Origin of the sequence: Kineococcus sp. R86509, from assembly GCF_042466365.1 — a bacterium.
Lineage (GTDB): Bacteria > Actinomycetota > Actinomycetes > Actinomycetales > Kineococcaceae > Kineococcus.
Window position 1 is genome coordinate 2542759 of the sequence record NZ_JAXHCE010000001.1, and the last position, 22375, is coordinate 2565133.

Below are 22375 nucleotides of genomic sequence, written 5' to 3' on the forward strand. Positions count from 1 at the left end.
CCGGTCTATTGGCGGCTAGAGTCGGGTCATGCCCGCCACGGAGGTCGACACCCGCCAGCTCATCCTGGACACGGCCCAGGATTGCATGGCCCACAAAGGTTACGCCGCAGTCGGTCTGACGGAGATCCTCACGGGCGCGGGAGTTCCGAAGGGGTCGTTCTACCACTACTTCCCGTCGAAGGACGCGTTCGGTGAGGCGCTCATGAAGAGCTACTTCACCGACTACCTGTCCACCATGGACGTCCTGCTCCACGACGCCTCCCGGAACGGCGCCGACCGCGTCATGGAGTACTGGCAGCGGTTCTACGACCTCCAGAGCTTCGACGACTACCAGGGCAAGTGCCTGGTCGTGAAGCTCGCCGCGGAGGTCTCCGACCTGTCCGAGACGATGCGCGTCCAGCTCGACGTCGGCACCACCGGCCTCGTCGCGCGCATCGAGAGGCTCATCGAGGGTGGCGTCGCCGACGGCACCCTGTCGGCGGACCTCGACGCCCCGACCCTGGCCGCCACCCTCTACGACCTCTGGGTCGGGGCCAGCGTGATGGCGAAGATCCAGCGCCGCCCGGACGCCCTGGACCGGGCCATGACGAACACGCGCGCCCTGCTCCACCTCTGATCGACCCCACCCGACCACTCGTCACAGTTCCTGCCGGTTCCGCTAGACGACCGGTCTACTAATTTGAGGAGAACCATGAACACCGACCTGCTGCACACCGACGCCACCGGACTCGCGGCCCTGATCCGGAGCGGAGAGGTGACCTCGGTCGAGGTCGTCCAGGCGCACCTGGACCGCATCGCCGCCGTGAACCCCTCGATCAACGCCATCGTCTCCCTCAACGACGCCGCCCTCGCCGAAGCGCAGGCCGCGGACGACGCCCTGGCCGCGGGCGAACCCGTCGGGCCGCTGCACGGGGTTCCGTTCACCGTGAAGGACTCCCTCGACACCGCGGGGGTCCTGACCCAGCGCGGGTCGCCGATCTTCCGCGGGCGCACCCCGGAGCAGGACGCCACGAGCGTCGCCCGCATGAAGGCCGCCGGCGGGATCCTGCTCGCCAAGACGAACCTCCCGGAGTTCTCCTACTCCACCGAGAGCGACAACCTGCTGACCGGGCGGACGAACAACCCGTGGAACCTCGAACGCACCGCCGGGGGTTCCAGCGGCGGCGAGTCCGCCGCGATCGCGGCGGGGATGAGCCCGATCGGCCTCGGCACCGACCTCGCGATCTCCGTCCGGGGCCCGGCGGCGCAGACCGGCATCGTCGCGCTCAAGCCCACCCACGGGCGCGTCCCGATGACGGGGGTCTGGCCCCGCGCACCGCGACGCGACTGGCACGTCGGCCCCATGGCCCGCACCGTCCGCGACCTCGCCCTGGCCTACGGCGTCCTGAACGGACCCGACGGCCACGACGGCGCCTCCGTCGTACCCGCCGGCCAAGACACCGGCGTCGGCGACGCTCCGACGCGGCCCCTGCGGGTGGGCTGGTACACCGACTCCGGGCTCGGCCCCGTCGACCCCGAGGTCGCGGCCACCGTCCGCGCTGCAGCGCAGGCCCTCGCGGACCAGGGGATCGAGGTGCACGAGGTCACGATCCCGGCCCTGCTGCAGGACAACCCGCTCGCCCTGTTCAACCTCCAGCACGTCATGGAACTCAAACCGGCCATGGCCGAGGCCACCGCCGGTCACGAGGACGAGATGTTCACCATGTCGACGGGCATGCTGGCCACCCCGGACACCTCGACGTCGGACTACGTCGCGGCGGAGCAGGGCTTCGAGAGGATCCGCGACGGCTACGCCGAGTTCTTCTCGACGTTCGACGCGCTGCTGCTGCCGGTGCTGCCGATCCCGGCCCACGAGCACGGCGCGACGGAGTTCGTCATCGACGGGCAGACCGTCGACGCCACGCACGTCCAGACGTTCACCGTGCAGTTCAACATCACCGGCATGCCCGCCCTGTCGATGCGGTTCGGCACCAGTTCCGACGGCCTCCCGATCGGGGTGCAGATCGCCGCCAACCGGTACGCCGAGTCGACCGTCCTGCACGTCGCCGGGCTCCTGGAAGGGGTGAGCCCGGTCAAGGACTCCCACCCCCGACCTCTGAGCGAGACCCAGGACCCGGGACCACCGGGTTGACGGAACCCGCGAGGAGCGGGAGGGTGTGGCGTAAGCGCATACATCCTGACCGTCACCGCCGACTCGTCTGGAGTTCCCGATGCACCGCCGATCCCTGCTCACCGCCGCCCTCGCGACCCCCCTCCTCGGTGCCGCCACCGCGCAGTCCGCCCAGGCCAGTGGGGGGTCGCGGCGGGTGCTGCGCCGCTACGCCGCCGCGACCTGGCGGTCGATGGCCGCCATGGTCGACCCGGCGACCGGCCTGGCCGCCGACGACATCGCCGACGACCTGTCGCCCGCCTCCCGCGGTGCCCAGACCTCGCCGACGAACATCGGCGCCTACCTCTGGAGCACCGTCGCCGCCCGCGACACCGGGATCATCGACCGGGGCGAGGCGTGCCGACGGCTCGCGCAGACCCTCGACACCTTGCGCCGACTGGACCGGCACGAGCAGAGCGGGCAGTTCTACAACTGGTACTCCCCGACGACGGGCGAGGTCCTCACGACGTGGCCGGCCAGCGGTGACGTCGTGAAACCCTTCCTGTCCACGGTCGACAACGGCTGGCTCGCGATGGCCCTGCTCCTCACCGCGCGGGCCGAACCCCGTCTCGCCCGGGCCGCCGACGCGCTGCGGACGCCGATGGACTTCGGGTTCTACCACGACGCCGCCGAGAACGGCCCCGGCGGGCAGTTGCGCGGGGGGTTCTGGGACGAGGACCCCCACGAGGACGCGGCCGTCGTGGGGAACTACCGCGGCGGGAAACCCGTCTGGTACACCGGCCACCACTACGGGGCCTTCAACACCGAACCCCGGATGGCCTCCTACCTCGGCATCGCCGCGGGTCAGATCCCGGCCGCGCACTACTTCGGGACCCAGCGGACGTTCTCGAACGAGAACTGCGACTACGACTGGACCGAGACGCGACCCGAGGGGTTCTGGGCCGATCACGAGGGTCAGCGCGTCTTCGAGGGCGCGCTCCCCTACCGCGGGAAGCTCATCGTCCCGACCTGGGGCGGCTCGATGTTCGAGGCCCTCATGGTGCCGTTGTTCGTCCCCGAGGAGAAGTGGGGCAGGCGCTCCTGGGGGGTGAACCACCCGCTCTACGTCCAGGGTCAGATCGAGCACGGCCTGGACGAGGCGAGGTACGGGTACTGGGGTTTCTCCCCCTCGAACGACCCGGCCGGCGGGTACCGCGAGTACGGCGTCGACCAACTCGGCCTGGACGGCCCCGGCTACACCTCCGACGAGGAACGCACCACCGTGGACCAGGCGTTCGCGGGGTGCCGCGCGGGCGGTGCGGTCCCCACCGGGTACGGCGACGGCGTCGTCACGCCGCACGCCTCGTTCCTCGCGCTGCGCTACGCCCCGGACGCGGCGTTGCGCAACCTCGCCAACCTCGAGGCGGACTTCGACTGCTGGGCCGACGGGGGTTTCCTGGACGCCGTCGCCGTCCGCAGCGGGCGGGTGTCCCGCCGCCACCTCGCCCTGGACCAGGGGATGGTCATGGCCTCGCTCGGGAACGCCCTCGCCGGTGACTCCCTGCGGAAGTACGTGAGCGAGGGCGCTTTCGCCCGAACGCTGAAACCCCTCATGCGCCAGGAGGTCTTCGCGAGCCGAGCGGCCGCGTGACCTCCGGCCGTGATCTTGCTGGGAGACCCAGCGAGATCACGGGTGGGGTCAGCGGGCGTCGCGGGTGTCGCGGACGACCTGCGGGGCGGGGGCGGCGGGGGCGGGCTCGGGCAGGGGCGCGGCGGCGGGCTGCTGGGCGGCGGTCTGGAGGAACGGCACGGGGGTCTGCCCGTTGGGCTCCTCGAAGACCTGCACGACCCACAGGCGACCGTCGCCGGACCGCACAGCACCGAGGCCGACGACGCTCACCTCTGGGCGGAGGATGTTCGCGCGGTGGCCCGGGGAGGCCATGAACGCACCCGCGAGCTGGTCGCTGTCGGCGCCGACGCCGACGTTCTCGGCGACGAGGGACCAGCCGTGCAGCTGCGAGGACAGTTCCGGGTTGTGGTGCAGGTTCGCCTCGCCGGCCATCCGGAACGCCCAGTCGGTCGCGACCCGGTTCGCCTCCTCGGTGAGGCCGAGGGCGGGCAGACCGGCCTGCGCACGGGCCGCGTTCACGAGTTCGTAGGAGCGCCAGGCGGAATCCCCGTCACCGGTGACCGACGTCTCCGCCTGTGCGGCACCGGCTCCCGAGACGGCACCGGCGACGGCAGCGATGAGGGCGGCGAAGCCCAGGACGCGGGGGCGGCGGGACGTGCGGGCAGTGGTGTCCACGGGGACCTCCGGGCGGTGAGGGGGCGTCGAGCGGGGGGTGGCTCCCTCACTGCCTCGGCCGTGACCCCCGAGACCTGTAGCCCGATCGGGCGACCCGTCGTGACGCTCCGTCGACGCTTCAGTCCGCCGTTGAGCCGGCCGATGTCGGCGTGTGCGGGACCGCCCGTCCCTGGTCCGGGATCCCCCGGGCGCGCTGCCGCTCGGCGGTCCCGGCGCTCCAGGTGGCCCCGGCGCTCGCCGCGACGACGAGCACGATCCCCACCGCCCCGGCGGCCGTCACGGCCTGACCGAGCAGCGCCCACCCCGCCAGCGAGGCGATGACGGGTTCGAGGCTGAGCAGGACGCCGAACGTCCGCTGCGGCATCCGGCGCAGGGCCGCGAGCTCCAGCGAGTACGGCACGACGGAGGCCATGACGGCCGTCCCGAGCGCCAGCCACCAGCCGTTCGGCGCGGTCACCGCCTGCACCGCACCGGGGACACCCACCGGAGCGAGGACCAGCGCCGCGACCACCGTGGCCACGGCGAGCCCGCCGTGGCCCGGCACGACCTGCCCCAGCCGCGCGCCGGTCCGGATGTAAGCCGCCCAGAACGCCCCTGCGAGCAACGCGAACCCGACGCCGACGAGGTCCAGACCGCCGCTGTGCGACTCCCCGGCGACCCCGAGGACGCCGACCCCGGCGAGCGCGAGCGCCACCCAGACGAGGTCCCGGGCGCGGCGACTCGTCACGGCGGCGAGGGTCAGCGGGCCGAGGAACTCGATCGTCACCGCGGTCCCGAGGTCGACGCGAGTCAACGCGGTGTAGAACGACAGGTTCATCCCGGCCAGGGCGAGTCCCAGGGCGATGGACGCCTTCCACTGCACCGCGGTCCACCGGCGCACCCGCGGGCGGACGACGAGGAGCAGGACGAGCGCCGCGAGACCGAGCCGCAGGAACGTCGTCCCGGTGCTGCCGCCGAGGGCGAAGAGGTGGACCGCGAGAGCGGCGCCGATCTGCAGCGAGGTGCAGGAGCCGAGGACGAGGAGGACCGAACCCACGGCTCCACTGTCACCGACCTCCGACCGTCCTGTCCAGCGAACCTCTCCGGGCGGTACCGTTCAGTTCTCCTGATGATTGGGGTCGTCGTGCTGGACGTGCACCGGTTGCGCCTGCTGCGCGAACTCGACCGCCGCGGCACGCTCGCCGCCGTCGCCGCGGCCCTGAACTACAGCCCGTCCGCGGTGTCCCAGCAGCTGTCCCTGCTCGAGGCCGAGGCGGGCGTCGTCCTGCTGGAGAAGCTCGGTCGCGGCGTGACGCTCACCGCGCCGGCCCGCGTGCTGGTCGGGCACGCCGACGCCGTCCTGGCGCAGCTGGAGCGCGCCGAGGCGGACCTCGCCGCCCTGCACGACGACGTGACCGGGACCCTGCGGGTCGCGAGCTTCCAGTCGGTGCTCTTCGCCCTCGTCCCGGCCGCCCTCACCCTGCTGGCGCGGCAGCACCCCGCGCTGCGCGTGGAACTGAGTCAGCAGGAGCCCGAACCGGCGTTCTCCCGGCTGGCCGCGCACGACGTCGACCTGGTCCTCGGGGAGGAGTACCCGGGCTACCCGCAGCGGCGCGGCGGGGACACCGACGACGAGGACCTGCTGCTGGACGAACTCCGGCTGGCCCTCCCCCGCACCGGCCCCTGGTCGCAGGCGCGCCGGCTCGCCGACGTGGCCGACGCCCCGTGGGTCGTCGAACCCCGGGACACCGAGCCCGGGCTGTGGAGCCTCGCGGAGTGCCGGCGCGCGGGTTTCGAGCCGGACGCGCGGATCAGCAGCCCCGACGTCCTGCTGCACGTGCACCTCGTCGAGACGGGTCACGCGGTCGCGCTGCTGCCGGACCTCGCCTGGGCCGGACGCCGACCGCAGCTGCGTCTGGTCGACCTGCCGGGTCACCCCGCGCGACGGTTGTTCACCCGGGTCCGTCGCGGGGCCGCGGGGCGACCTGCGGTGCAGGCGTTCCGACGAACCCTGCGGGAGGCGGCGCTCAGCGCCGCGGGCGGCCCGAGACCCTGACGTCGCCGCCGACGAGCGCGACGTCGTCGACGTCGAGACCGATCGCGTCGGTGATCGTGGTGATCGCCGTCCCGGCGAGGGCGTGGGACCCCGCCCCGAGGAGCGTCGGCGCGACGTAGGCCGTGACCCGGTCGACCAGCCCGGCGGCGAGGAAGGCCCCCGCCAGCGTCGGACCGCCCTCGAGCAGCACCGAGACGATCCCCTTGCCGTGCAGGTCGTCGAGGAGTTCCGCGGGGGTCGCGGCGGTGGAGACCAGGGTCGAGGCGGCCGCGTCGTGGACCTTCGCCGTCGCCGGCACCCGTCCGCGGCGGTCGAGCACGACGCGCAGCGGCTGGCGCGGCGACGACGTCCCGTCGGGTTCGCGCGCGGTGAGGTGCGGGTCGTCGGCCAGCACCGTCCCGGAACCGGCGACGATCGCGTCGACGCGGCGGCGCAGGTCGTGGACCTGCTCCCGCGATTCCACGGAGGAGATCCAGCGGCTCGTCCCGTCGACGGCCGCGGAACGCCCGTCCAGGGTCGCGGCGAACTTCCAGGTGACGTGCGGACGGCGCGAACGGGTGGCCGTGAGCCAGGCCTCGTTGACGCGTTCCGCCTCGGCGGCGAGGACCCCACCGGTCACCTCCACGCCGGCCGCGCGCAACCGCTCGGCACCGCCCCCGGCGAGAGCGCCGGGATCCGGGACGGCGAACACGACACGGGCGATCCCCGCGTCCAGCAGCGCCTGCGCGCACGGGCCGGTGCGACCCGTGTGGTTGCAGGGTTCCAGCGTCACGTACGCGGTTCCCCCGCGGGCGCGTTCGCCGGCCGCGGCGAGCGCGTTCACCTCCGCGTGCGGGCCACCCGCCCGTTCGTGCCAGCCCTCGCCGACGACGTTCCCGTCGACGTCGAGGACCACGCACCCGACGACCGGGTTCGGGCTGGTCGTCCCCAGACCCTTCGCCGCGAGTTCCACGGCCCGTCCCACGAACCGCCCGTCCAGGGGCGACATCAACCGGCCAGGTCCAGGGTGTGCGCGGTGTGGTCGCGCTTGGCGCGCAGGTAGCTCGCGTTCGCCGCCGAGAGGTGGACGCCCGTCGGGACGCGGTGTTCCACCGCGATGCCGTGCGCGGCGAGCTGGTCGGCCTTGTCGGGGTTGTTGCTGAGCAGGTTCACCCGGTCGACCCCGAGTGCGCCGAGCATCTGCGCGGCGACGGTGTAGTCGCGCTCGTCCTCGCCGCGACCGAGGGCCAGGTTCGCCTCGTAGGTGTCGAGTCCGCTGTCCTGCAACGCGTACGCGTCGAGCTTCTCGTAGAGACCGATGCCGCGACCCTCCTGGCGCAGGTAGAGCAGGAACCCGCCGGAGGTGGCGATGCGTTCCACGGCCTCGCGCAACTGCGGACCGCAGTCGCACCGCTCGGAACCGAAGACGTCGCCGGTCATGCACTCGCTGTGCGGGCGGACGAGCGGGGTTCCCTCGTGGTAGTTCCCCAGCCCGAGGGCGAGGTGCTCCTTGCCGTCGACCAAACCGGTGAAGGTGTGGACCCGGGCCGTGGTGCGGTACCCGTCCGGGAAGCGCAGCGGGACGACCACAGCGGTGCGGACGGCGGCGAGCTGGGTGTCGTTCATGGTGGTCTCCTCGCCTCAGACGACCTGGAGGGATCGCTTCGCGAAACCCATCTGGAAGTCGTCGATGGTGGTGGTGGGGACGGCGGTCGGGTCGGCCGCGACGCCCAGGGTGATGAAGAGCGGCGTGTAGTGCTCGACGGTCGGGTGCGCGTACGGCATGCCGGGCGCACGGTGGTAGTCCGCGAGGGTGTCGACGTCGCCGCGCGACAGCGCTTCGGCGACCCAGCCGTCGAACTCCCGCGACCAGTTCGGGACCTGGTTGTGCAGGAACATCTCCCGCGTCGCGAACTGCAGACCGTGGGTCATGAACCCTGAACCGACGACGAGAACTCCTTGTTCCCGCAACGGCTTCAGCCGCGCCCCCAGCGCCATCAACCGGACCGGGTCGTGGGTGGGCATGCTCAGCTGCAGGACGGGGACGTCGGCGGCGGGGTACATGACCTTCAGCGGGACCCACGCACCGTGGTCGAGTCCGCGGCCGCCGGCGACGTGGAGGGGTTCGTCGTCGGGCATGAGCGCCGCGACCTGGTGGGCGAGCGCCGTCGCGTCCGGGGTCTCGTAGGTCATCTGGAAGTAACGCTGGTGGAACCCGCCGAAGTCGTAGACGAGCGGGGTGCCGGCGGCGGGTGAGCTGAGCAGGGCCCGCTCGGACTCCCAGTGGGCGCTGACGATGAGGATCCCCGTCGGGCGGGGCAGGGACAGCGCCCAGTCGGAGAGCTGGCGGATCCACAACGGGTCGTCGAACACGGGCGGAGCCCCGTGGCTGAGGTAGAAGGCAGGCATCGGCCCGTCGTCGGGGGTCCAGGACCGCTGGGCGCGGACGGCGTCCGCCGAGCGGATCAGGAAGTCGTCGAACGCACCTCCCGGTACGGCCGGGTTCATGATCGACACGTTGGACTCCCGTTCTCGGTGACTTGATGCTTCAATCGACAGTAGACCGAGGAACTTCAAGCGTCAACAACTGGAGGGTGATGGAACCCGAATGGCTCGACGAGACCGAGCAGCAGGCCTGGCGCCGGCTCGCCGGCCTCTTCACCGTGCTGCCCGCCGCCCTCGACGCCCAGCTGCAGCGCGACGTCGGCCTGACCCACTTCGAGTACGGGGTGCTGTCGGCGCTCTCGGAGGCCCCGGACCGGACCCTGCGGATGGGGTGCCTGGCCGGGATGGCCAACGGATCGCTCTCCCGGCTCTCCCACGTCGCCGGCCGGCTCGAGAAGAAGGGCTGGCTCAGTCGTCGTCCCGACCCCACCAACGGCCGCTACACGCTGGCCACCCTGAGCGAGTCGGGGTGGGAGAAGGTCGTCGAAGCCGCGCCCGGCCACGTCGACGCGGTGCGCCGCGCGGTCTTCGACGCCCTCACGAAAGCGCAGGTCAGCCAGCTCCACGAGATCGGTGAGCGGGTGCTGCGATCGGTGGAAGCCGCGCGCGACTCCTAGCCCGGCGGTAGGTTCGAGGGGTGGGAGTCGCCAAGGGCCGTGCACTGCGGACGATCAGCTACAACCTCCACGAGGGTCGCGCGACGACGGAGCTCTCCGAGCTCGCCGCCACGCACGACGTGGACGCGCTGTGCCTGCAGGAGTGCGACACGCTGCGACTGCCCGAGACGGTGGGGCCGTTGGTGCTGGCCGGCGCCACCCAGCGCAACCGTCTGGGCCTGGCCCTCTACTACCGACCGGACCGGCTGCAGGCCCACGGTCACGAACTGCGCCCGCTGCGCCGCTCGATGCACGACCGCTTCCTGTCCCCCGCGCACGAGCGGCTCCTCGCCGTCCGCTTCGAGGACCTGCACGACGACGGCGCCCTGCTGACCCTCGCCTCCATCCACACCGCCCCCCTCTCGGCGACGAACTCCATGCGCCGGCACCAGATCACCGAGGCCCTCGGCGCCATCCGGGCCGCCGCCCACGGCAGCTCCGCCCTCGTCGTCGGCGACTTCAACTACCCCTGGTTCGCGAGCTCGCTCTCGCGTCGCCTGGGCGAGCAGGGCTTCCAGGTCTCCCACTCCGACCTGCCCACCTACGTGCGCAAGCGCTTCCGCGGGCACTTCGACTTCGCGATCTCCGAGGGCATGGACATCGAGAGCGTCCGGACCCTGCAGCAGGCCGGTTCCGACCACCTCCCCGTGCTCGTGGAGTCGCGGGTGAAGGCGTTCGTGCCGGCCCGGCTCCTCGACCGCGGGTAGCCCGCGGGGCGCGGGCGCCTCATCGCCCACCCGGCACACCCACCGATGTCACCACGTGGAGTGAGCCGTGGGTGCGCCGATCCGGGTGCCATGACACCCGATCTGTCGCACCGACGCCTCACCTCACGCCTGGCCCGCCGGCCTCGTCGACGGGGCTCCGCGGCCGCCCGGAAACCGGTGGTCACCGGCCCCGGGACGGACGAGAGTGGGTCCGTGCCGAACACGACGGACCTGCAGTGGCGCGGCCCGATCGCCGACGAGGAGGTGCTCGACCTCGTCCGGTCGCACGGCGGGGACCCGCAGGCGGGCTGGTGGCCCCGCATCCGCGACCACAGCCTCGGCTGGGTCTCCGCCCGCGACGAGTCCGGACTGCTCGTGGGGTTCGTGAACGTCGCCTGGGACGGCGGGGACCACGCGTTCCTCCTCGACACCAAGACCCGGGGCAGCCACCAGCGCCGGGGGATCGGCCGGGACCTCGTCCGCGTGGCCGAGGAGCACGCCCGCGCGGCGGGGTGCGAGTGGTTGCACGTCGACCACCTCCCCGAGCTGGCCCCGTTCTACCTCGACGCCTGCGGGTTCCGCCGCACCGACGCCGGGCTCGTGCACCTGACCGGAGGAGAGTGACACCGTGACCGACAAGGGGATCGTCCGGGAGTGGTACGACGAGGAGGGGTGGGGGGTCATCGACAGTCCCGTCACACCCGGCGGGTGCTGGGTGCACTACAGCCACGTCGGAGTTCCCTTCGGGGACGGACCCCGGGCCGGCCAGGAACTCGCCTTCACCTGGGAGGCGGGGGAACAGGACGGTTTCGGGTACCGGGCCACGCGCGCCTGGCCGTGGGGTGGCGAACCCCGCCAGCGCCCCGGGACGACCGTCTTCGGCGACCGCAGCGGCGCGTACTCCAGCACGCTCACGCTCACCTACGACGACTCCCGACCGAGCACGGTCGAGACGTACCCGCCGGCGCCGACCCCGGTCCTCGGCACCGTGACGGTCACCGTGTACGAGACCGTCCCGGGCCGCAACGAGGTCCGCATCGAGAGCACCGGGGCGCTGAGCGAGGACCTCGTGGACACCGCCGTCGCCGAACTCCGGCAGGTGCGGGAGCGGCTCGCCGAGTGAACCACCGACGCGTCCGGCGGAGCCTCAGCCGCCGAGGTGCTCCAGCAGCCGGTCGACGAAGACGACCTGTCCCTTCACCAGCTTGAGCCGCGCCACCTCCGGGGCGAACCAGCCGGCCCGGTCGATCTCGGGGAACTCAGCGGTCCTCCCGGAGCGCGGCGGCCACTCCATCGAGAACGTCCCGGGCCGGATCGAGTCGACGTCGAACTCCCCCGGCCCGGCCCAGATCGACACGACCTTCCCGCCCGACTGACGCACGTCACCCAGCGGAACCAGGTCGGTCGGGGGCAGGTGCCGGCCGAGTTCCTCGGCGAACTCCCGGTGCGCGGCGTCGAGCAGTTCCTCGTCGGGGTTCGGCTCGCCCTTCGGGATCGACCAGCCGTGCTCGTCCTTGGACGCCCACAACGGTCCGCCCATGTGCCCGAGCAGGAGTTCGACCCCGCCGCCCGCGTCGTGCCGGTACAGCAAGATCCCCGCACTCCTCGTGGCCGCCATCCGATCAGTCTGGCGCGGGACCCGGGGAGTCGCGCGACGAGCCCCCGCGCGGCGCGGGCCCGTCCCGCCCTCAGTCCTCCGGGATGACGCGTTCGAAACGTTCGGCCCGCACGACGTCGGGGTCCGGTCCGCTGCGCACCCCGGTGTCCAGGGCGTCGATCCGCCCCAGCTCGTCGGTCGACAGGGCGAAGTCGATGACCGCGAAGTTCTCCCGGATCCGCTGCGGTTTCGTCGACTTCGGGATGGCCGAGCGGCCCTGCTGCAGGTGCCAGCGCAGCATGACCTGGGCGGGCGACCTCCCGTGGTCGGCGGCGATCGCCGCGATCGTCGGGTCCGCGAGGACGCTGCGCCGTTCCTCGCCCCAGCCGGGGTAGAACGTGATGCCACCGATGGGTGACCAGGCCTGGGTCAGGATGCCGTGCGCGCGGTCGGCGGCCTGCAGCTCCGGCTGCACGAAGTAGGGGTGCAGTTCGACCTGGTTCACGGCCGGCACCACGGAGGTCCGTTCGAGCAGCGCGTCGAGGTGGGCCGGGGTGAAGTTGCTGACCCCGATGGAACGCACCCGGCCGTCGGCGAGGAGTTCCTCGAGAGCGAGGTAGGCGGCGACCGTCCGGTCGAAGCGTTCGGGGATCGGCTGGTGCAGGATCAACAGGTCGAGCTGGTCGACGCCGAGCTTGCGGACCGCCTTCTCGAAGGCGTGCAGCGTCTCGTCGTGCCCGTAGTCGGTGACCCAGACCTTGGTCTCGAGGAACACCTCGTCGCGGGCGAGCCCGGATCGACGGAAACCCTCCCCCACCTGGCGTTCGTTGAGGTAGGCGGCGGCCGTGTCGATGTGGCGGTAGCCGACCTCCAGGGCCGTCGCGACGGCGTCCGCGGTGTCCTCGGCGGAACTCTGGAAGACACCGAGGCCCAGGGCCGGCATGCGGACCCCGTTGTTGAGGATGAGTTCTGCGTCCATGCTCCGACGCTACGCAGGTGGCGTCCCGGGAGACAGGCCCCAGCGTTACCCCTCGAGGATCCCGGTCCTGGCCGCGGGCTCCCGGCTCGCCGCCCAGCTGACGAGGAGTTTCAGGCCGTCCGCGGTCGGGGTGTCCGCGGCGGCGGTGTAGATGTTGACCCGCAGCCCCGGTTCGGACGGGAGTTCCACGCTCTCGAAGTCGAGGTCGAGCATCCCGACGGCGGGGTGGTTCAGCCGCTTCTTCCCGCTGCGGTGGAACTTCACGTCGTGGGCGGCCCAGTGCTGACGGAACAGCTCGCTGCGGGTGGAGAGTTCCCCCACGAGGGCGATGAGGTCGGTGTCGTGCGGGTTCGCCCCGGCCTCCAGGCGCAGCATCGCCGCGGCGTCGCGGGCGATCCGGTCGTAGTCCACGAAGAAGTCCCGGGCCGCGGGGTCGAGGTAGACGAAACGGGTGGTGTTCGCCGGCCGCTTCCCCGCCACCCCGGCCTCGGGCGAGGCCAGGACCGGGGAGTAGAGCGCCCGGGCCGTGAAGTTCATCGCGAGGATGTCGTGCCGTGCGTTGCGCACCCAGGCGGGGGCCGCGGTGATGGCGTCCAGCACCTGCTGCACGGCGGGGCGGACGGTGAGCGGGCCGGGCCGGCGGCGACGGGCCTTCGCGGTGATCTGCCCGGCGTGCGCGAGGGCGACGAGGTGTTCGCGTTCGGCCTCGTCGAGCTGCAACGCGTTGGCGAGGGCGTCGAGGACGCCGTCGGAGGCGCCCGCGAGGTCGCCGCGTTCCATCCGCACGTAGTAGTCGACGGACACCCCGGCGAGCATCGCCACCTCCTCGCGACGCAGTCCCGCGACCCGGCGGTTGCCACCGTAGGCGGGCAGACCCGCCCGTTCCGGCGTGATCCGGGCCCGGCGGCTGCTGAGGAACTCCCGCACCTGCGCGCGGTGGGCGAGCCGGGGGTCGGTCGACGGGTCGGGGCTGGCCATGTCCCCACGGTAGGCCCGCGCGCGCGGTGGCGGGAGGCCCTGGCAGTACCCGCCGCCTCCTCGGGCCCGTGGCGGGGTCACCACGGGCGGAAGGTGTGCCCCGGGTGCCCGGGCGGTAGCCGGTCGCTGTCGTGACCCAGCACCCGGCGGCGCATCGATCCCGTCCGGGGTTCCTCGGGCAGCAGGCCGCGCTGACGCAGCAGCGGCACGACGTGCTCGATGAACGCGCGGTACGCCCCCGGCCCGCCGTGGGTGTGCTCGACGAGGAAACCGTCGAGGTCGGTCCGCTCGACGATCTCCTGCAGCCGGTCTGCGCACGACTCCGGGGTTCCGGTGATGCGCAGACCGGGGATCGTGGTGGTGAGCTGGTCGAGGATCTCCGCGACCGTCGGACTCGCGTCGACCCGCTGGAACACCCCGAGCATCGACTGCCCGATCTCGGTCTGGACCTCCTGCAGGGTGGCGTCGAGGGGGAAGGCCATGAGGTCGACCCCGCTCCACCCGAGGAACAGCGCGGCGGCCGACGCGCGGGAGACGGACGCGTCGACGCTCGCCCGCAACCGGGCGGCCTCCTCCTCGGTGGAACCGACGACCACGGAGGTCGACACGAGCACCTTGAGGTCGTCGCCGTCCCGGCCGTTCGCGCGGGCCTTGGCGCGCAGGTCGGCGACGTTCTTCGCGGCGCTGGGCAGGTCGCGGTCCTGGATGAACACGCACTCGGCGAACCGCCCCGCGAACGCACGACCCGCCGGTGACGTGCCGGCCTGCAGCAGGAACGGGGTGCGCTGTGGCGAGGGGATCGCGGTGAAGTACCCGTCGAGGTCGAAGTACTCGCCGTGGTGGGTGATGCGGTGCACCTTCGACGGGTCGGCGTAGGTCCGGGTGGCCTTGTCGTGCACGACGGCGTCGTCCTCCCAGCCGCCCTCCCAGAGCTTCAGGGAGAGTTCGAGGAACTCCGTCGCCCTGCGGTACCGCTCGTCGTGCGGGGTCACCCCGTGGTAGCCGAGCAACCGCGTCAACGCCATCTGGTTGTCGGAGGTGACGATGTTCCAGGCGATGCGCCCGTTCGTCAGGTGGTCCAGGGTGGTGAACGCGCGGGCGTTGAGGTTGGGGTGGTGGGCCGTCGTCGAGGTCGTGACGACGAAACCCAGCCGCTCGGTGCTCGCCGCGAGCCCGCTGACGAGCAGCATCGGGTCGTGCACGGGGATCTGCACCGCCTCGCGGACGACGGCCTCGGGCACGCTGCCGTCCTCACGCATCGGGTACCCGATGGCCTCGGCGAGGAACAGGAAGTCGAATCCGCCCTCGTCGAGTTCCCGCGCCATCTCCTGCCAGTAGGGCAGGGTCGCGAAACCGGACGTGTCGCTGAGCTCGTGGCTCCACGCGTTGCTGATGAAGTTGGGGGTGAACTCCTCGAAGGCCCCGAGGACGATCTGCTTGGTCACGTCGCCTACGATAACCAGTGGTTATTACGAACGTGTTGCGGACGGAGGATCTCGTGGAGGGACCGCAGGGTCAGGTGGGTGCCGCCGTGCGCGCGCACCGCACCGCCAAGGGGTGGTCGATGCGTGAACTCGCCCGTCGTGCCGGGGTGTCGCAGCCCTTCATCACCAAGCTCGAACGCGGGGACCAACTGCCGAGCATCCCCACGTTGTACGACCTGGCCGCGGCCTTCGAGATCCCCCCGTCGGCGCTGCTGCCGACGATCCCCGACACCGCCCCCTCGGGGGGTCTGGAGATGCCGGGCGACCCGGGCGCCACCACGATCCGACTGCTCGCCGGTGGCCCCGGTCGCTCGCTGCACGTCTACGAACTCCGCGTCCCGCCCGGCGGTGGCGACGAGGAGTTCTTCACCCACCCGGGAGAGGAGGTCGCCGTCGTGCTCGAGGGCGCGGTGCAGTGCCTGCGCCGGGGCCGGCGCGCAGTCCGCGTTCCCGTCGGCGACTCGCTGACCATCGACCCGAGCCGTGCGCACCGCTGGCGCAACGAGGACTCGACCCCGGCGAGGGTCCTGCTGGTGTGCGACGACCACACCTCGCACGGCGCGGGAGGTAGTAGCTCGGAGAGCTGATTGCGGGTCGTACCGGCCACGAGCGCCAATGGAGGTCCCACCGACGAAAGGAAACCCCGTGCGACGCCTCCTCATCGTGGCCACCGCCGCAGGTGCTGCCCTCGTGCCCGCCGTCATCGGCCTGACCGGCAACCCCGCGCTCAGCCACAGCGTGCCCCTCGAGGTCCCCACCGCGACCTCTTCCCCGAGCACCTCCCCGAGCACCTCCTCCCCGAACGTTCCGGCCACCGCACCGAGTCGTGGCGCGGAGCCCGGCGACGACCACGGCGGCCGGGGACGTGGCGGCGACGACGCCACCACCCCGGGCACCTCCCCGACGAGCATCCCCACCACGTCGACGCCGGCGGTGACCCCGCAGCCGTCGCGCAACGCCGAACCCGGCGACGACCGGGGCGGTCGACGCGGCGGTCAGGGCCGCGACGACGGCACCCCGGCCGACCACCGCACCACCCCCTCCGGCGCAGCGACGGCGACGGCGCGACCCACGACGGGCGACGACCACGGCGGTCACGGGCGCGGTCGTGAGGACCGGACCGGGCACGACGGCGATCACGGGGGCCGGGACGACCGGAGCGGCCGCGGCGGCGGTGACGACCACCACTAGGCCGGAGGCGGGGACTCCGCCCGTTCCGCTGACCGGCAGCGGCGCAGCAGGAGACCATGGGCGGGAGCGGTCAGGAGAGGATCCAGTGGTTCGAGACGTCACCCCGTCACCGCCGTGGCGGGTGCTGGCCGACGGCACCCGACGGGCCGCGGCGACCGACGGGCCCAGTCGCCGACGACTGCTGCTGCAGGTCGGCGCCGCGGTCGTCGTCGTCATCGTGGCCGTCGTCGGGGCCAGCCTGCTGCTGGCCCGTCAGATCGCGGAACGCGAGGCGGTCAGCGCCGCGGCCCAGGTCAGCGACCTCCTGGCCGAATCGGTCGTCCAGGGCGCCCTGGACGACGACCTGCTCTCCGCCGACCCGGTCGCCGCCGCAGCGGCACGAGCGCGGGTGCGCGACGGCGTCGGCGACCGCGTGCTGAGCTCCGCAGCGCTCGTGCGGGTGAAGTTGTGGACCTCCGACGGTCGCATCGTGTACTCCGACGAGGACCGCCTCGTCGGACGTTCCTACCCGTTGGAGGCGGAGGAGCTCGAGGCTCTGGACAGCCCGCGCCTGGAGGCGGAGGTCACGGACCTGACCCGCCCCGAGAACGAGCTCGAACGGGACCAGGGGAAGCTCCTGGAGGTGTACCGCCCGGTCTGGACCCCCTCGGGGCAACCGTTGCTCTTCGAGACGTACACGCGCTACTCGCAGGTGAGCAACCGCACCGGTCAGTTGTGGAGCAGTTTCGCCGGTCTCCTCGCGTCGAGCCTGCTGCTGCTGGTCGTCCTGCTGGTCCCCGTGATCTGGGCGCTGCTGGACCGGCTGCGCCGCAGCCAGGACCAGCGCGAAGCCCTGCTCCAGGACGCCGTGGACGCCTCGGCCCGTGAACGCCAGCGGATCGCCGCCAGGCTGCACGACGGTGTCGTGCAGGAACTCGTGGCGGCGTCCTACTCGGTGGCCGCCGCCGCCCAGGAGGCCGAACGGGACCGGGCGACCCCGATGGCGCACCGGTTGGAGCAGGCGGCCGCCACGGTCCGCGGCAGCATCGCCGGCCTCCGGTCGCTGCTGGTCGACATCTACCCGCCGAGCCTGAGCAGCGCCGGGTTGGCCACCGCCGTGGGGGACCTGGCCGGCGCGGCGCGCTCGCACGGCCTGACGCTGGACCTGCGCCTGCCCGGTCCGGGCGAGGAGAGCGGTCTCGACACCACCGGTGAGCGCCTCGTGTTCCAGGTGGCCCAGGAGACCGTCCGCAACGCCGTGGCGCACGCCGATGCGCGCAGCCTCGCCGTCCACCTGCGCTACGACGAGCGGTCGGTGCAGCTGGAGGTCGTCGACGACGGGGCGGGTTTCGACTCGACGGTGGCGCAGGAGGCCGCGGAACACGGGCACTTCGGGCTGCGCCTGCTGCCCGACCTCGCCCGGGACGGCGGCGCGCACCTGTTCCTGTCCACCGCACCCGGGTCCGGTACCCGGTGGCTCCTGGAGGTTCCCCGCTCGTGATCCGTGTCCTCGTGGTCGACGACCACCGTCTCGTGCGGGCCGGGCTGGCCGCCCTGTTGCAGGCCGCCGACGACATCGACGTCGTCGCGGAAGCCGCCGACGGGGCGGAGGCGGTCCGGCGCGCGAGCGAGGCGGAACCCGACGTCGTCCTGATGGACCTGTCCATGCCCGTGATGGACGGGGTCGCCGCGACGACCGCGGTGCTGGCGGCAGTTCCCACCACCGCCGTGGTGGTCCTGACGTCCTTCATCGACCAGTCGCAGGTGCAGCAGGCGCTGGCCGCCGGGGCCGTGGGGTACCTGCTCAAGGACAGCGAGCCGCGCGACGTCCTGGCCGGGGTGCGCGCCGCCGCCGCCGGACACGCACCGCTCGACCCGAGGGTGGCCCGGGCCCTGCTACCGGGGTCGGCGCCGGCACGGCCGGCGGCCGCCCCCCTCGGCGCCGGTCTGAGCGAGCGCGAACGGGACGTGCTGCGCCTCATCGCCCAGGGTTTGGCCAACAAGCAGATCGCCCGGAGCCTGGGGATCAGCGAGCACACCGTGAAGGTCCACGTCGGCCGGGTCCTGCGGGAACTGGGGGTCAGCGGTCGCACGGCCGCGGCGTTGTGGGCGCAGGAACACCTCGACCGGCCCGGACCGACGTGAGGGACCTCGATCAGCGCGGGAGCGGTTCTCCACGGCGGGCGGGGAGCCGGCCGTCGAGCCAGCGGAAGACCGTCAGCAGGACCAGGGCCAGCACCACGACGAACCCGGTGTTGCGCAGGGCGATCAGGTACCCGACGGCGTCGACGTCCAGGAACGGGTACGGGTACCAGCCGACGACCGCCCCGCGCACCAGCGTGTAGACGACCCAGGCGATGGGCCAGGCCACCGCCCACGCCACCGTGCGTCCGTCGACGCGCGGTCGCGGCCCGAACACCGCCCAGCCGAGGAACGCCATGAACGGCGAGACGTAGTGGAACCCGGCGTTGATCCACCAGCCGATGCCGGTGTGGTGCACGAACGGGGCGAGGACCGCACCGAACACCAGCCCCGTGACCGTGATCCCGAGCAGCCCCGTCAACCGCAGGACGCGCCAGAACCGGCCGTCGCGCGCCGGGTCCAGGACCAGCGAGACCGCCGCGACCAGGACCAGCAGGTTGCTCTGGACCGTGAAGTAGCTGACGAAGCGGACCAGGCTGGTCGCCGTGGAAGCGGTGGCCTGCCCGGAGTTCGCGTCCCGGCCGCCGCCGATCAGGAGGACGACCTGCGCGACCAGCGCCGCGAGCACGACGAGGGCGAGCACCGCGTGCCAGACGCGCGAGGAGGAGGCGAGGTATCTCACGCGTCCATCCTGCCTGCCCACCGCGGTCCCCGCGGAAACAACACTTTCCGCCCTCGCGGAGGGGCGACCGAGGGCGGAAAGTGTTGTTTCCGCGGGGGAGGGGGCGCTCAGGAGGGGTGGGTGACCGGGGCCGTCCACAACCCGACCATCGCGTCGACGACACCGTCGGCGGTCTCGGACCAGCTCGCCCGGGGGGTGGGGCTCCCCTCGGCGAGCGCGGTCTCGCGGTCGGCGAAGACGTGCACCGAGAGCAGCCGCGACATGGCCGCGCGTTCCTCCCGGACGGGTTCCGGCAGGTCGGGCAGGCAGGCCGTGAAACCGGCGACCGTGCGCCTCAACGCCTCCGAGCGCAGGACGTGCTCGACGTAGAGCGCGTGCCGGCGGGGGTCGGCGGCGAGCTGGGCGGACAACCGGGCCCACCACGTGGGGGAGCCGAGGGACTCCAGGTGCTCGGCCATCGGCCGGAAGAGGCAGTCCACCCAGTCCCGGATGTCCGTGGATCCCGCGACGCGGTCGGCCATGGCACCTCGGAGGGCGTCGATCGGCGTGCTGTGGCGCTCGACGATGGCGGTGACGAGGTCGTGGGTCGTCCCGAAGTGGTAGCCGACGGCGGCGTTGTTGCCCTGTCCTGCCTCCGCGCTGATCTGGCGGTGCGACACCCCGTCCAGGCCGTGCTCGGCGAAGAGCCGCTCGGCGGCCTCGATGATCGCCGTCCGCGTGGCCTCGCCCCTCGGAGCGTTCCGCACCGCTGATCCCACCGTCTCCCCCTCTGGTCGCCCCTTGCACCGACCATTGTCCCTGTGCTCAACTAAGTCAAGCATTTGACTTAACTCGACGACTGAAGGACCCCGATGTCCGCAGCAGCACCCGCCCCCGCCTCCCCCGGGCACGCCGAACGCCCCGTCGGCGTGATCGTCGCGATCCTCGCCCTCGGCGGCATCTCCGTCGCCCTCATGCAGACCCTGGTCATCCCGATCGTGGGTCAGCTCCCGGTCTACCTCGGGACCTCGGCGTCCAACGCCTCCTGGGCGATCACCGCCACGCTGCTCGCCGGCGCGGTCGCCACCCCGATCGCCGGCCGCCTCGGCGACATGTTCGGCAAGCGGCCACTGCTGCTCGCGAGCCTCGCCGCGATGGTCATCGGTTCCGTCGTCTGCGCCCTCTCCGACAGCCTCACGCCGATGATCGTCGGCCGGGCCCTCCAGGGTTTCGCCGCCGGCGTGATCCCGCTCGGCATCAGCCTGATGCGTGACATCCTGCCCGTCGAGAAGCTGGGGCCGGCCACCGCGCTCATGAGCGCCTCGCTCGGTGTCGGTGGCGCCCTCGGTCTGCCGGGCGCCGCGCTCATCGCCGACAACCTCGACTGGCACTGGCTGTTCTGGGTCGCGGGCGGGCTCGGCGCGATCGTGTTCGTGCTCGTCCTGACCCTCATCCCGTCCGCGGCCGGTGCCCACGGCGGACGGATCGACCTGCTGGGCGCGGTCGGCCTGTCCGTGACCCTCGTCGCGATCCTGCTCGGTGTCTCCAAGGGCAGGGACTGGGGCTGGGCGAGCGGCGAGACGCTGGGCTGCCTCATCGGCGGTGCCGTCCTCGCCGTGCTCTGGGGGATCTGGGAACTGCGCAGCCGCGAACCCCTCGTCGACCTGCGCACCACCGCCCGTCCGCAGGTCCTGCTGACGAACCTCGCCTCCGTCGCCCTCGGTTTCGCCATGTTCGCGATGTCGCTGGTCATCCCGCAGATCATCCAGCTGCCGACGCAGACCGGTTACGGTCTGGGGAAGTCGATGCTCACCGCCGGCCTCGCGATGCTGCCCGCCGGCCTCGTCATGATGGTGACCGCGCCGATCTCGGCGAACGTGACCCGTCGCCACGGACCCAAGGTCAGCCTGATGATCGGCGGTCTCGTCGTCGCGATCGGCTACGCCGTCGGCGTGTTCTTCACGGACGCGGTCTGGCAGCTCTCGATCGTGACCGGGATCATCGGCGCCGGCGTCGGTTTCGCCTACGGCTCGATGCCCGCGCTCATCATGTCCGCCGTCCCGGTGCGCGAGACGGCCTCCGCGAACAGCTTCAACACCCTGGTCCGCTCGATCGGTTCCTCCGTCGCCAGTGCGGTGTCCGGCGCGGTGCTGGCCTCCTCGGCCGTCGTCGCCGGGGGCGTGGCCATCCCGGCGGAACGGGGTTTCAAGACCATCCTGATCGTCGCGTCGGGTGCCGCGCTGCTGGCCGTGGTCATCGCCGCGCTCATCCCGCGCGCCCAGCCGGCGACGGAGGCTCCGGCCGCCGTGGACACCACTCCGACGAAACCCGCGCTCCCGGAACCGTCCTCGGTCCCGCAGCAGCGGCCCAGCCCGGCCCTCGTGGTGCGCGGCAACGTCACGACCGGGGGTTCCCGACCGTTGGCCGGGGCCGTCCTGACCCTCACCGACTCCGCCGGCCGCCAGGTCGCGCGCGGAACCTCCAGCGAGAACGGCGCCTACGAACTCCCCGTCCCCACCGGTGGCACCTACCTCCTCATCACGGCGGCCGGGCACCTGTCCCCGCACGCGACGCTGGTCGCCGTCGGGAGTTCCGCGCTGACCCACGACGTCACCCTCGCCGGGCGTTCCGCGCTCACCGGCCGGGTGCAGCAGGAGAGGTCCGGGGTCCCCGGCGCCCTCGTCACCCTGACCGACGTCACCGGCCGGGTCGTGGGTTCCACCACGACCGACGCGGAGGGTGGGTACACGTTCGACGGGTTGTCCGGCGGTACCTACGTGCTCACGACCCGCTCCGGTCGGAGCCGACCGACCGCCCGTTCCACCGAGGTCGGGGACGACGAGGCGCTCGTCGTAGAGCTGCTCCTCAGCAGCGGCGGCCGGGTGACCGGGACCGTGACCGCCGGCGCGGGTTCCACCGCCCACGCCGGCGCGACGGTGACCCTCGTCGACGCGACCGGCCGGGTCGCGGAGGTCACCACCACCGACGTCGACGGCCGCTACGAGTTCAGCGACGTCGCCGGCGGGAACTACACCGTGACGGCCTCGAGCTGGGAACCCGCCACCCGCGACGTCCGGGTCGACGACGGACTGCCCGCCGACGCCGACCTGCACCTCGGCGGGACCACCGTCCACTCCTGACCCCCACC

24 protein-coding genes are annotated in these 22375 nt (G+C 72.5%); 13 read left to right on the forward strand and 11 right to left on the reverse strand.

Annotated features, from left to right (window positions below; translation table 11 throughout):
* The first annotated feature begins 28 nt into the window (after window positions 1-28).
* The 3 genes from SJY07_RS12400 (at window position 29) to SJY07_RS12410 (ending at window position 3740) form a co-directional block, all read left to right on the forward strand.
* Window positions 29-616, forward strand: a complete 588-nt coding sequence (locus SJY07_RS12400) for a TetR/AcrR family transcriptional regulator (protein ID WP_380159449.1) — start codon at window positions 29-31, stop codon at window positions 614-616.
* A gap of 75 nt (window positions 617-691) precedes the next feature.
* Complete coding sequence (locus SJY07_RS12405) at window positions 692-2131, forward strand: amidase (RefSeq protein ID WP_380159451.1); 1440 nt, start codon at window positions 692-694, stop codon at window positions 2129-2131.
* Window positions 2132-2210: 79 nt separating this feature from the next.
* The gene (locus SJY07_RS12410; protein WP_380159453.1) at window positions 2211-3740 is read left to right on the forward strand and encodes a glucoamylase family protein; all 1530 of its coding nucleotides are present in this window, start codon (window positions 2211-2213) and stop codon (window positions 3738-3740) included.
* A 48-nt stretch (window positions 3741-3788) separates the two neighbouring features.
* On the opposite strand, the gene SJY07_RS12415 is transcribed toward SJY07_RS12410, so the two are convergent.
* Window positions 3789-4394 (reverse strand): CAP domain-containing protein, encoded by a 606-nt coding sequence (locus SJY07_RS12415; RefSeq protein WP_380159455.1) that lies wholly within the window; start codon window positions 4392-4394, stop codon window positions 3789-3791.
* Between the two features lie 118 nt (window positions 4395-4512).
* Window positions 4513-5430: an EamA family transporter gene (locus SJY07_RS12420; protein ID WP_328293929.1), complete on the reverse strand. Its 918-nt coding sequence runs from the start codon at window positions 5428-5430 to the stop codon at window positions 4513-4515.
* A gap of 72 nt (window positions 5431-5502) precedes the next feature.
* Between SJY07_RS12420 and SJY07_RS12425 the strand changes: the two genes are divergently transcribed.
* Window positions 5503-6429 (forward strand): LysR substrate-binding domain-containing protein, encoded by a 927-nt coding sequence (locus SJY07_RS12425; protein ID WP_380159458.1) that lies wholly within the window; start codon window positions 5503-5505, stop codon window positions 6427-6429.
* Here the strand turns inward: SJY07_RS12425 and ribD are convergent.
* Genes ribD through SJY07_RS12440 form a run of 3 tightly spaced genes read right to left on the reverse strand, consistent with a single transcriptional unit; the run spans window position 6401 to window position 8916 of the window.
* A complete protein-coding gene (ribD, locus tag SJY07_RS12430) occupies window positions 6401-7417 on the reverse strand; it encodes a bifunctional diaminohydroxyphosphoribosylaminopyrimidine deaminase/5-amino-6-(5-phosphoribosylamino)uracil reductase RibD (RefSeq protein WP_380159460.1) in 1017 nt (338 codons plus the stop codon). The two genes, SJY07_RS12425 and ribD, sit on opposite strands and share 29 nt — an antisense overlap.
* The gene (ribA, locus tag SJY07_RS12435) at window positions 7417-8034 is read right to left on the reverse strand and encodes a GTP cyclohydrolase II (RefSeq protein WP_328293926.1); all 618 of its coding nucleotides are present in this window, start codon (window positions 8032-8034) and stop codon (window positions 7417-7419) included. Before ribA ends, ribD begins: the two co-directional genes overlap by 1 nt.
* A gap of 15 nt (window positions 8035-8049) precedes the next feature.
* Window positions 8050-8916 carry a class III extradiol ring-cleavage dioxygenase gene (locus tag SJY07_RS12440; RefSeq protein ID WP_328296243.1) on the reverse strand — a complete coding sequence of 289 codons (867 nt, stop codon included), beginning with the start codon at window positions 8914-8916 and terminating at the stop codon, window positions 8050-8052.
* Between the two features lie 89 nt (window positions 8917-9005).
* Between SJY07_RS12440 and SJY07_RS12445 the strand changes: the two genes are divergently transcribed.
* The 4 genes from SJY07_RS12445 (at window position 9006) to SJY07_RS12460 (ending at window position 11339) form a co-directional block, all read left to right on the forward strand.
* Window positions 9006-9470: a MarR family winged helix-turn-helix transcriptional regulator gene (locus SJY07_RS12445; RefSeq protein ID WP_380162303.1), complete on the forward strand. Its 465-nt coding sequence runs from the start codon at window positions 9006-9008 to the stop codon at window positions 9468-9470.
* Between the two features lie 20 nt (window positions 9471-9490).
* Entirely contained in the window at window positions 9491-10216 is a 726-nt protein-coding gene (locus tag SJY07_RS12450) for an endonuclease/exonuclease/phosphatase family protein (protein ID WP_380159462.1), read from the forward strand.
* A 213-nt stretch (window positions 10217-10429) separates the two neighbouring features.
* Window positions 10430-10840, forward strand: a complete 411-nt coding sequence (locus SJY07_RS12455; RefSeq protein WP_328293924.1) for a GNAT family N-acetyltransferase — start codon at window positions 10430-10432, stop codon at window positions 10838-10840.
* 4 nt (window positions 10841-10844) lie between these two features.
* Window positions 10845-11339, forward strand: a complete 495-nt coding sequence (locus SJY07_RS12460; RefSeq protein ID WP_380159464.1) for a hypothetical protein — start codon at window positions 10845-10847, stop codon at window positions 11337-11339.
* 24 nt (window positions 11340-11363) lie between these two features.
* Here the strand turns inward: SJY07_RS12460 and SJY07_RS12465 are convergent, their stop codons facing one another.
* From SJY07_RS12465 to SJY07_RS12480, 4 genes are all read right to left on the reverse strand, one after another.
* On the reverse strand, window positions 11364-11834 hold the full coding sequence (locus tag SJY07_RS12465; RefSeq protein WP_380159466.1) for an NUDIX domain-containing protein: 471 nt from the start codon (window positions 11832-11834) through the stop codon (window positions 11364-11366).
* A 70-nt stretch (window positions 11835-11904) separates the two neighbouring features.
* The gene (locus SJY07_RS12470) at window positions 11905-12792 is read right to left on the reverse strand and encodes an aldo/keto reductase (RefSeq protein ID WP_380159468.1); all 888 of its coding nucleotides are present in this window, start codon (window positions 12790-12792) and stop codon (window positions 11905-11907) included.
* Window positions 12793-12837: 45 nt separating this feature from the next.
* A complete protein-coding gene (locus SJY07_RS12475; RefSeq protein WP_328293920.1) occupies window positions 12838-13770 on the reverse strand; it encodes a helix-turn-helix transcriptional regulator in 933 nt (310 codons plus the stop codon).
* Window positions 13771-13847: 77 nt separating this feature from the next.
* Window positions 13848-15215, reverse strand: a complete 1368-nt coding sequence (locus tag SJY07_RS12480) for an NtaA/DmoA family FMN-dependent monooxygenase (protein ID WP_380159471.1) — start codon at window positions 15213-15215, stop codon at window positions 13848-13850.
* A gap of 53 nt (window positions 15216-15268) precedes the next feature.
* On the opposite strand from SJY07_RS12480, the gene SJY07_RS12485 reads away from it, so the two are divergent.
* The 4 genes from SJY07_RS12485 (at window position 15269) to SJY07_RS12500 (ending at window position 18569) form a co-directional block, all read left to right on the forward strand.
* On the forward strand, window positions 15269-15841 hold the full coding sequence (locus SJY07_RS12485; protein ID WP_380159473.1) for a helix-turn-helix domain-containing protein: 573 nt from the start codon (window positions 15269-15271) through the stop codon (window positions 15839-15841).
* 58 nt (window positions 15842-15899) lie between these two features.
* Window positions 15900-16445 carry a hypothetical protein gene (locus tag SJY07_RS12490; protein WP_380159475.1) on the forward strand — a complete coding sequence of 182 codons (546 nt, stop codon included), beginning with the start codon at window positions 15900-15902 and terminating at the stop codon, window positions 16443-16445.
* An 85-nt stretch (window positions 16446-16530) separates the two neighbouring features.
* Entirely contained in the window at window positions 16531-17925 is a 1395-nt protein-coding gene (locus SJY07_RS12495) for a sensor histidine kinase (RefSeq protein ID WP_380159477.1), read from the forward strand.
* Window positions 17922-18569: a response regulator transcription factor gene (locus tag SJY07_RS12500; protein ID WP_328293915.1), complete on the forward strand. Its 648-nt coding sequence runs from the start codon at window positions 17922-17924 to the stop codon at window positions 18567-18569. The genes SJY07_RS12495 and SJY07_RS12500 overlap by 4 nt, the downstream gene beginning before the upstream one ends.
* Window positions 18570-18579: 10 nt before the next feature.
* Here SJY07_RS12500 and SJY07_RS12505 read toward each other — a convergent pair whose 3' ends face one another.
* Together SJY07_RS12505 and SJY07_RS12510 are read right to left on the reverse strand one after the other, a co-directional pair.
* Window positions 18580-19248 carry a Pr6Pr family membrane protein gene (locus SJY07_RS12505; protein WP_380159479.1) on the reverse strand — a complete coding sequence of 223 codons (669 nt, stop codon included), beginning with the start codon at window positions 19246-19248 and terminating at the stop codon, window positions 18580-18582.
* A 107-nt stretch (window positions 19249-19355) separates the two neighbouring features.
* On the reverse strand, window positions 19356-19994 hold the full coding sequence (locus SJY07_RS12510) for a TetR/AcrR family transcriptional regulator (protein WP_380159481.1): 639 nt from the start codon (window positions 19992-19994) through the stop codon (window positions 19356-19358).
* A 105-nt stretch (window positions 19995-20099) separates the two neighbouring features.
* Here SJY07_RS12510 and SJY07_RS12515 point away from each other — a divergent pair, with 105 nt between their 5' ends.
* The gene (locus SJY07_RS12515) at window positions 20100-22367 is read left to right on the forward strand and encodes an MFS transporter (RefSeq protein ID WP_380159483.1); all 2268 of its coding nucleotides are present in this window, start codon (window positions 20100-20102) and stop codon (window positions 22365-22367) included.
* Window positions 22368-22375: the final 8 nt, after the last annotated feature.

Excerpts from the sequence above, each read along its gene's own strand:
- SJY07_RS12425 (WP_380159458.1), top strand. The coding sequence starts at position 5,503 with ATGATTGGGGTCGTCGTGCTGGACGTGCACCGGTTGCGCCTGCTGCGC.
- SJY07_RS12470 (WP_380159468.1), bottom strand. The coding sequence starts at position 12,792 with ATGGACGCAGAACTCATCCTCAACAACGGGGTCCGCATGCCGGCCCTG.
- SJY07_RS12410 (WP_380159453.1), top strand. The coding sequence starts at position 2,211 with ATGCACCGCCGATCCCTGCTCACCGCCGCCCTCGCGACCCCCCTCCTC.
- SJY07_RS12465 (WP_380159466.1), bottom strand. The coding sequence starts at position 11,834 with ATGGCGGCCACGAGGAGTGCGGGGATCTTGCTGTACCGGCACGACGCG.
- ribD (WP_380159460.1), bottom strand. The coding sequence starts at position 7,417 with ATGTCGCCCCTGGACGGGCGGTTCGTGGGACGGGCCGTGGAACTCGCG.
- SJY07_RS12400 (WP_380159449.1), top strand. The coding sequence starts at position 29 with ATGCCCGCCACGGAGGTCGACACCCGCCAGCTCATCCTGGACACGGCC.
- SJY07_RS12475 (WP_328293920.1), bottom strand. The coding sequence starts at position 13,770 with ATGGCCAGCCCCGACCCGTCGACCGACCCCCGGCTCGCCCACCGCGCG.
- SJY07_RS12440 (WP_328296243.1), bottom strand. The coding sequence starts at position 8,916 with ATGAACCCGGCCGTACCGGGAGGTGCGTTCGACGACTTCCTGATCCGC.
- SJY07_RS12405 (WP_380159451.1), top strand. The coding sequence starts at position 692 with ATGAACACCGACCTGCTGCACACCGACGCCACCGGACTCGCGGCCCTG.
- ribA (WP_328293926.1), bottom strand. The coding sequence starts at position 8,034 with ATGAACGACACCCAGCTCGCCGCCGTCCGCACCGCTGTGGTCGTCCCG.
- SJY07_RS12515 (WP_380159483.1), top strand. The coding sequence starts at position 20,100 with ATGTCCGCAGCAGCACCCGCCCCCGCCTCCCCCGGGCACGCCGAACGC.
- SJY07_RS12445 (WP_380162303.1), top strand. The coding sequence starts at position 9,006 with ATGGAACCCGAATGGCTCGACGAGACCGAGCAGCAGGCCTGGCGCCGG.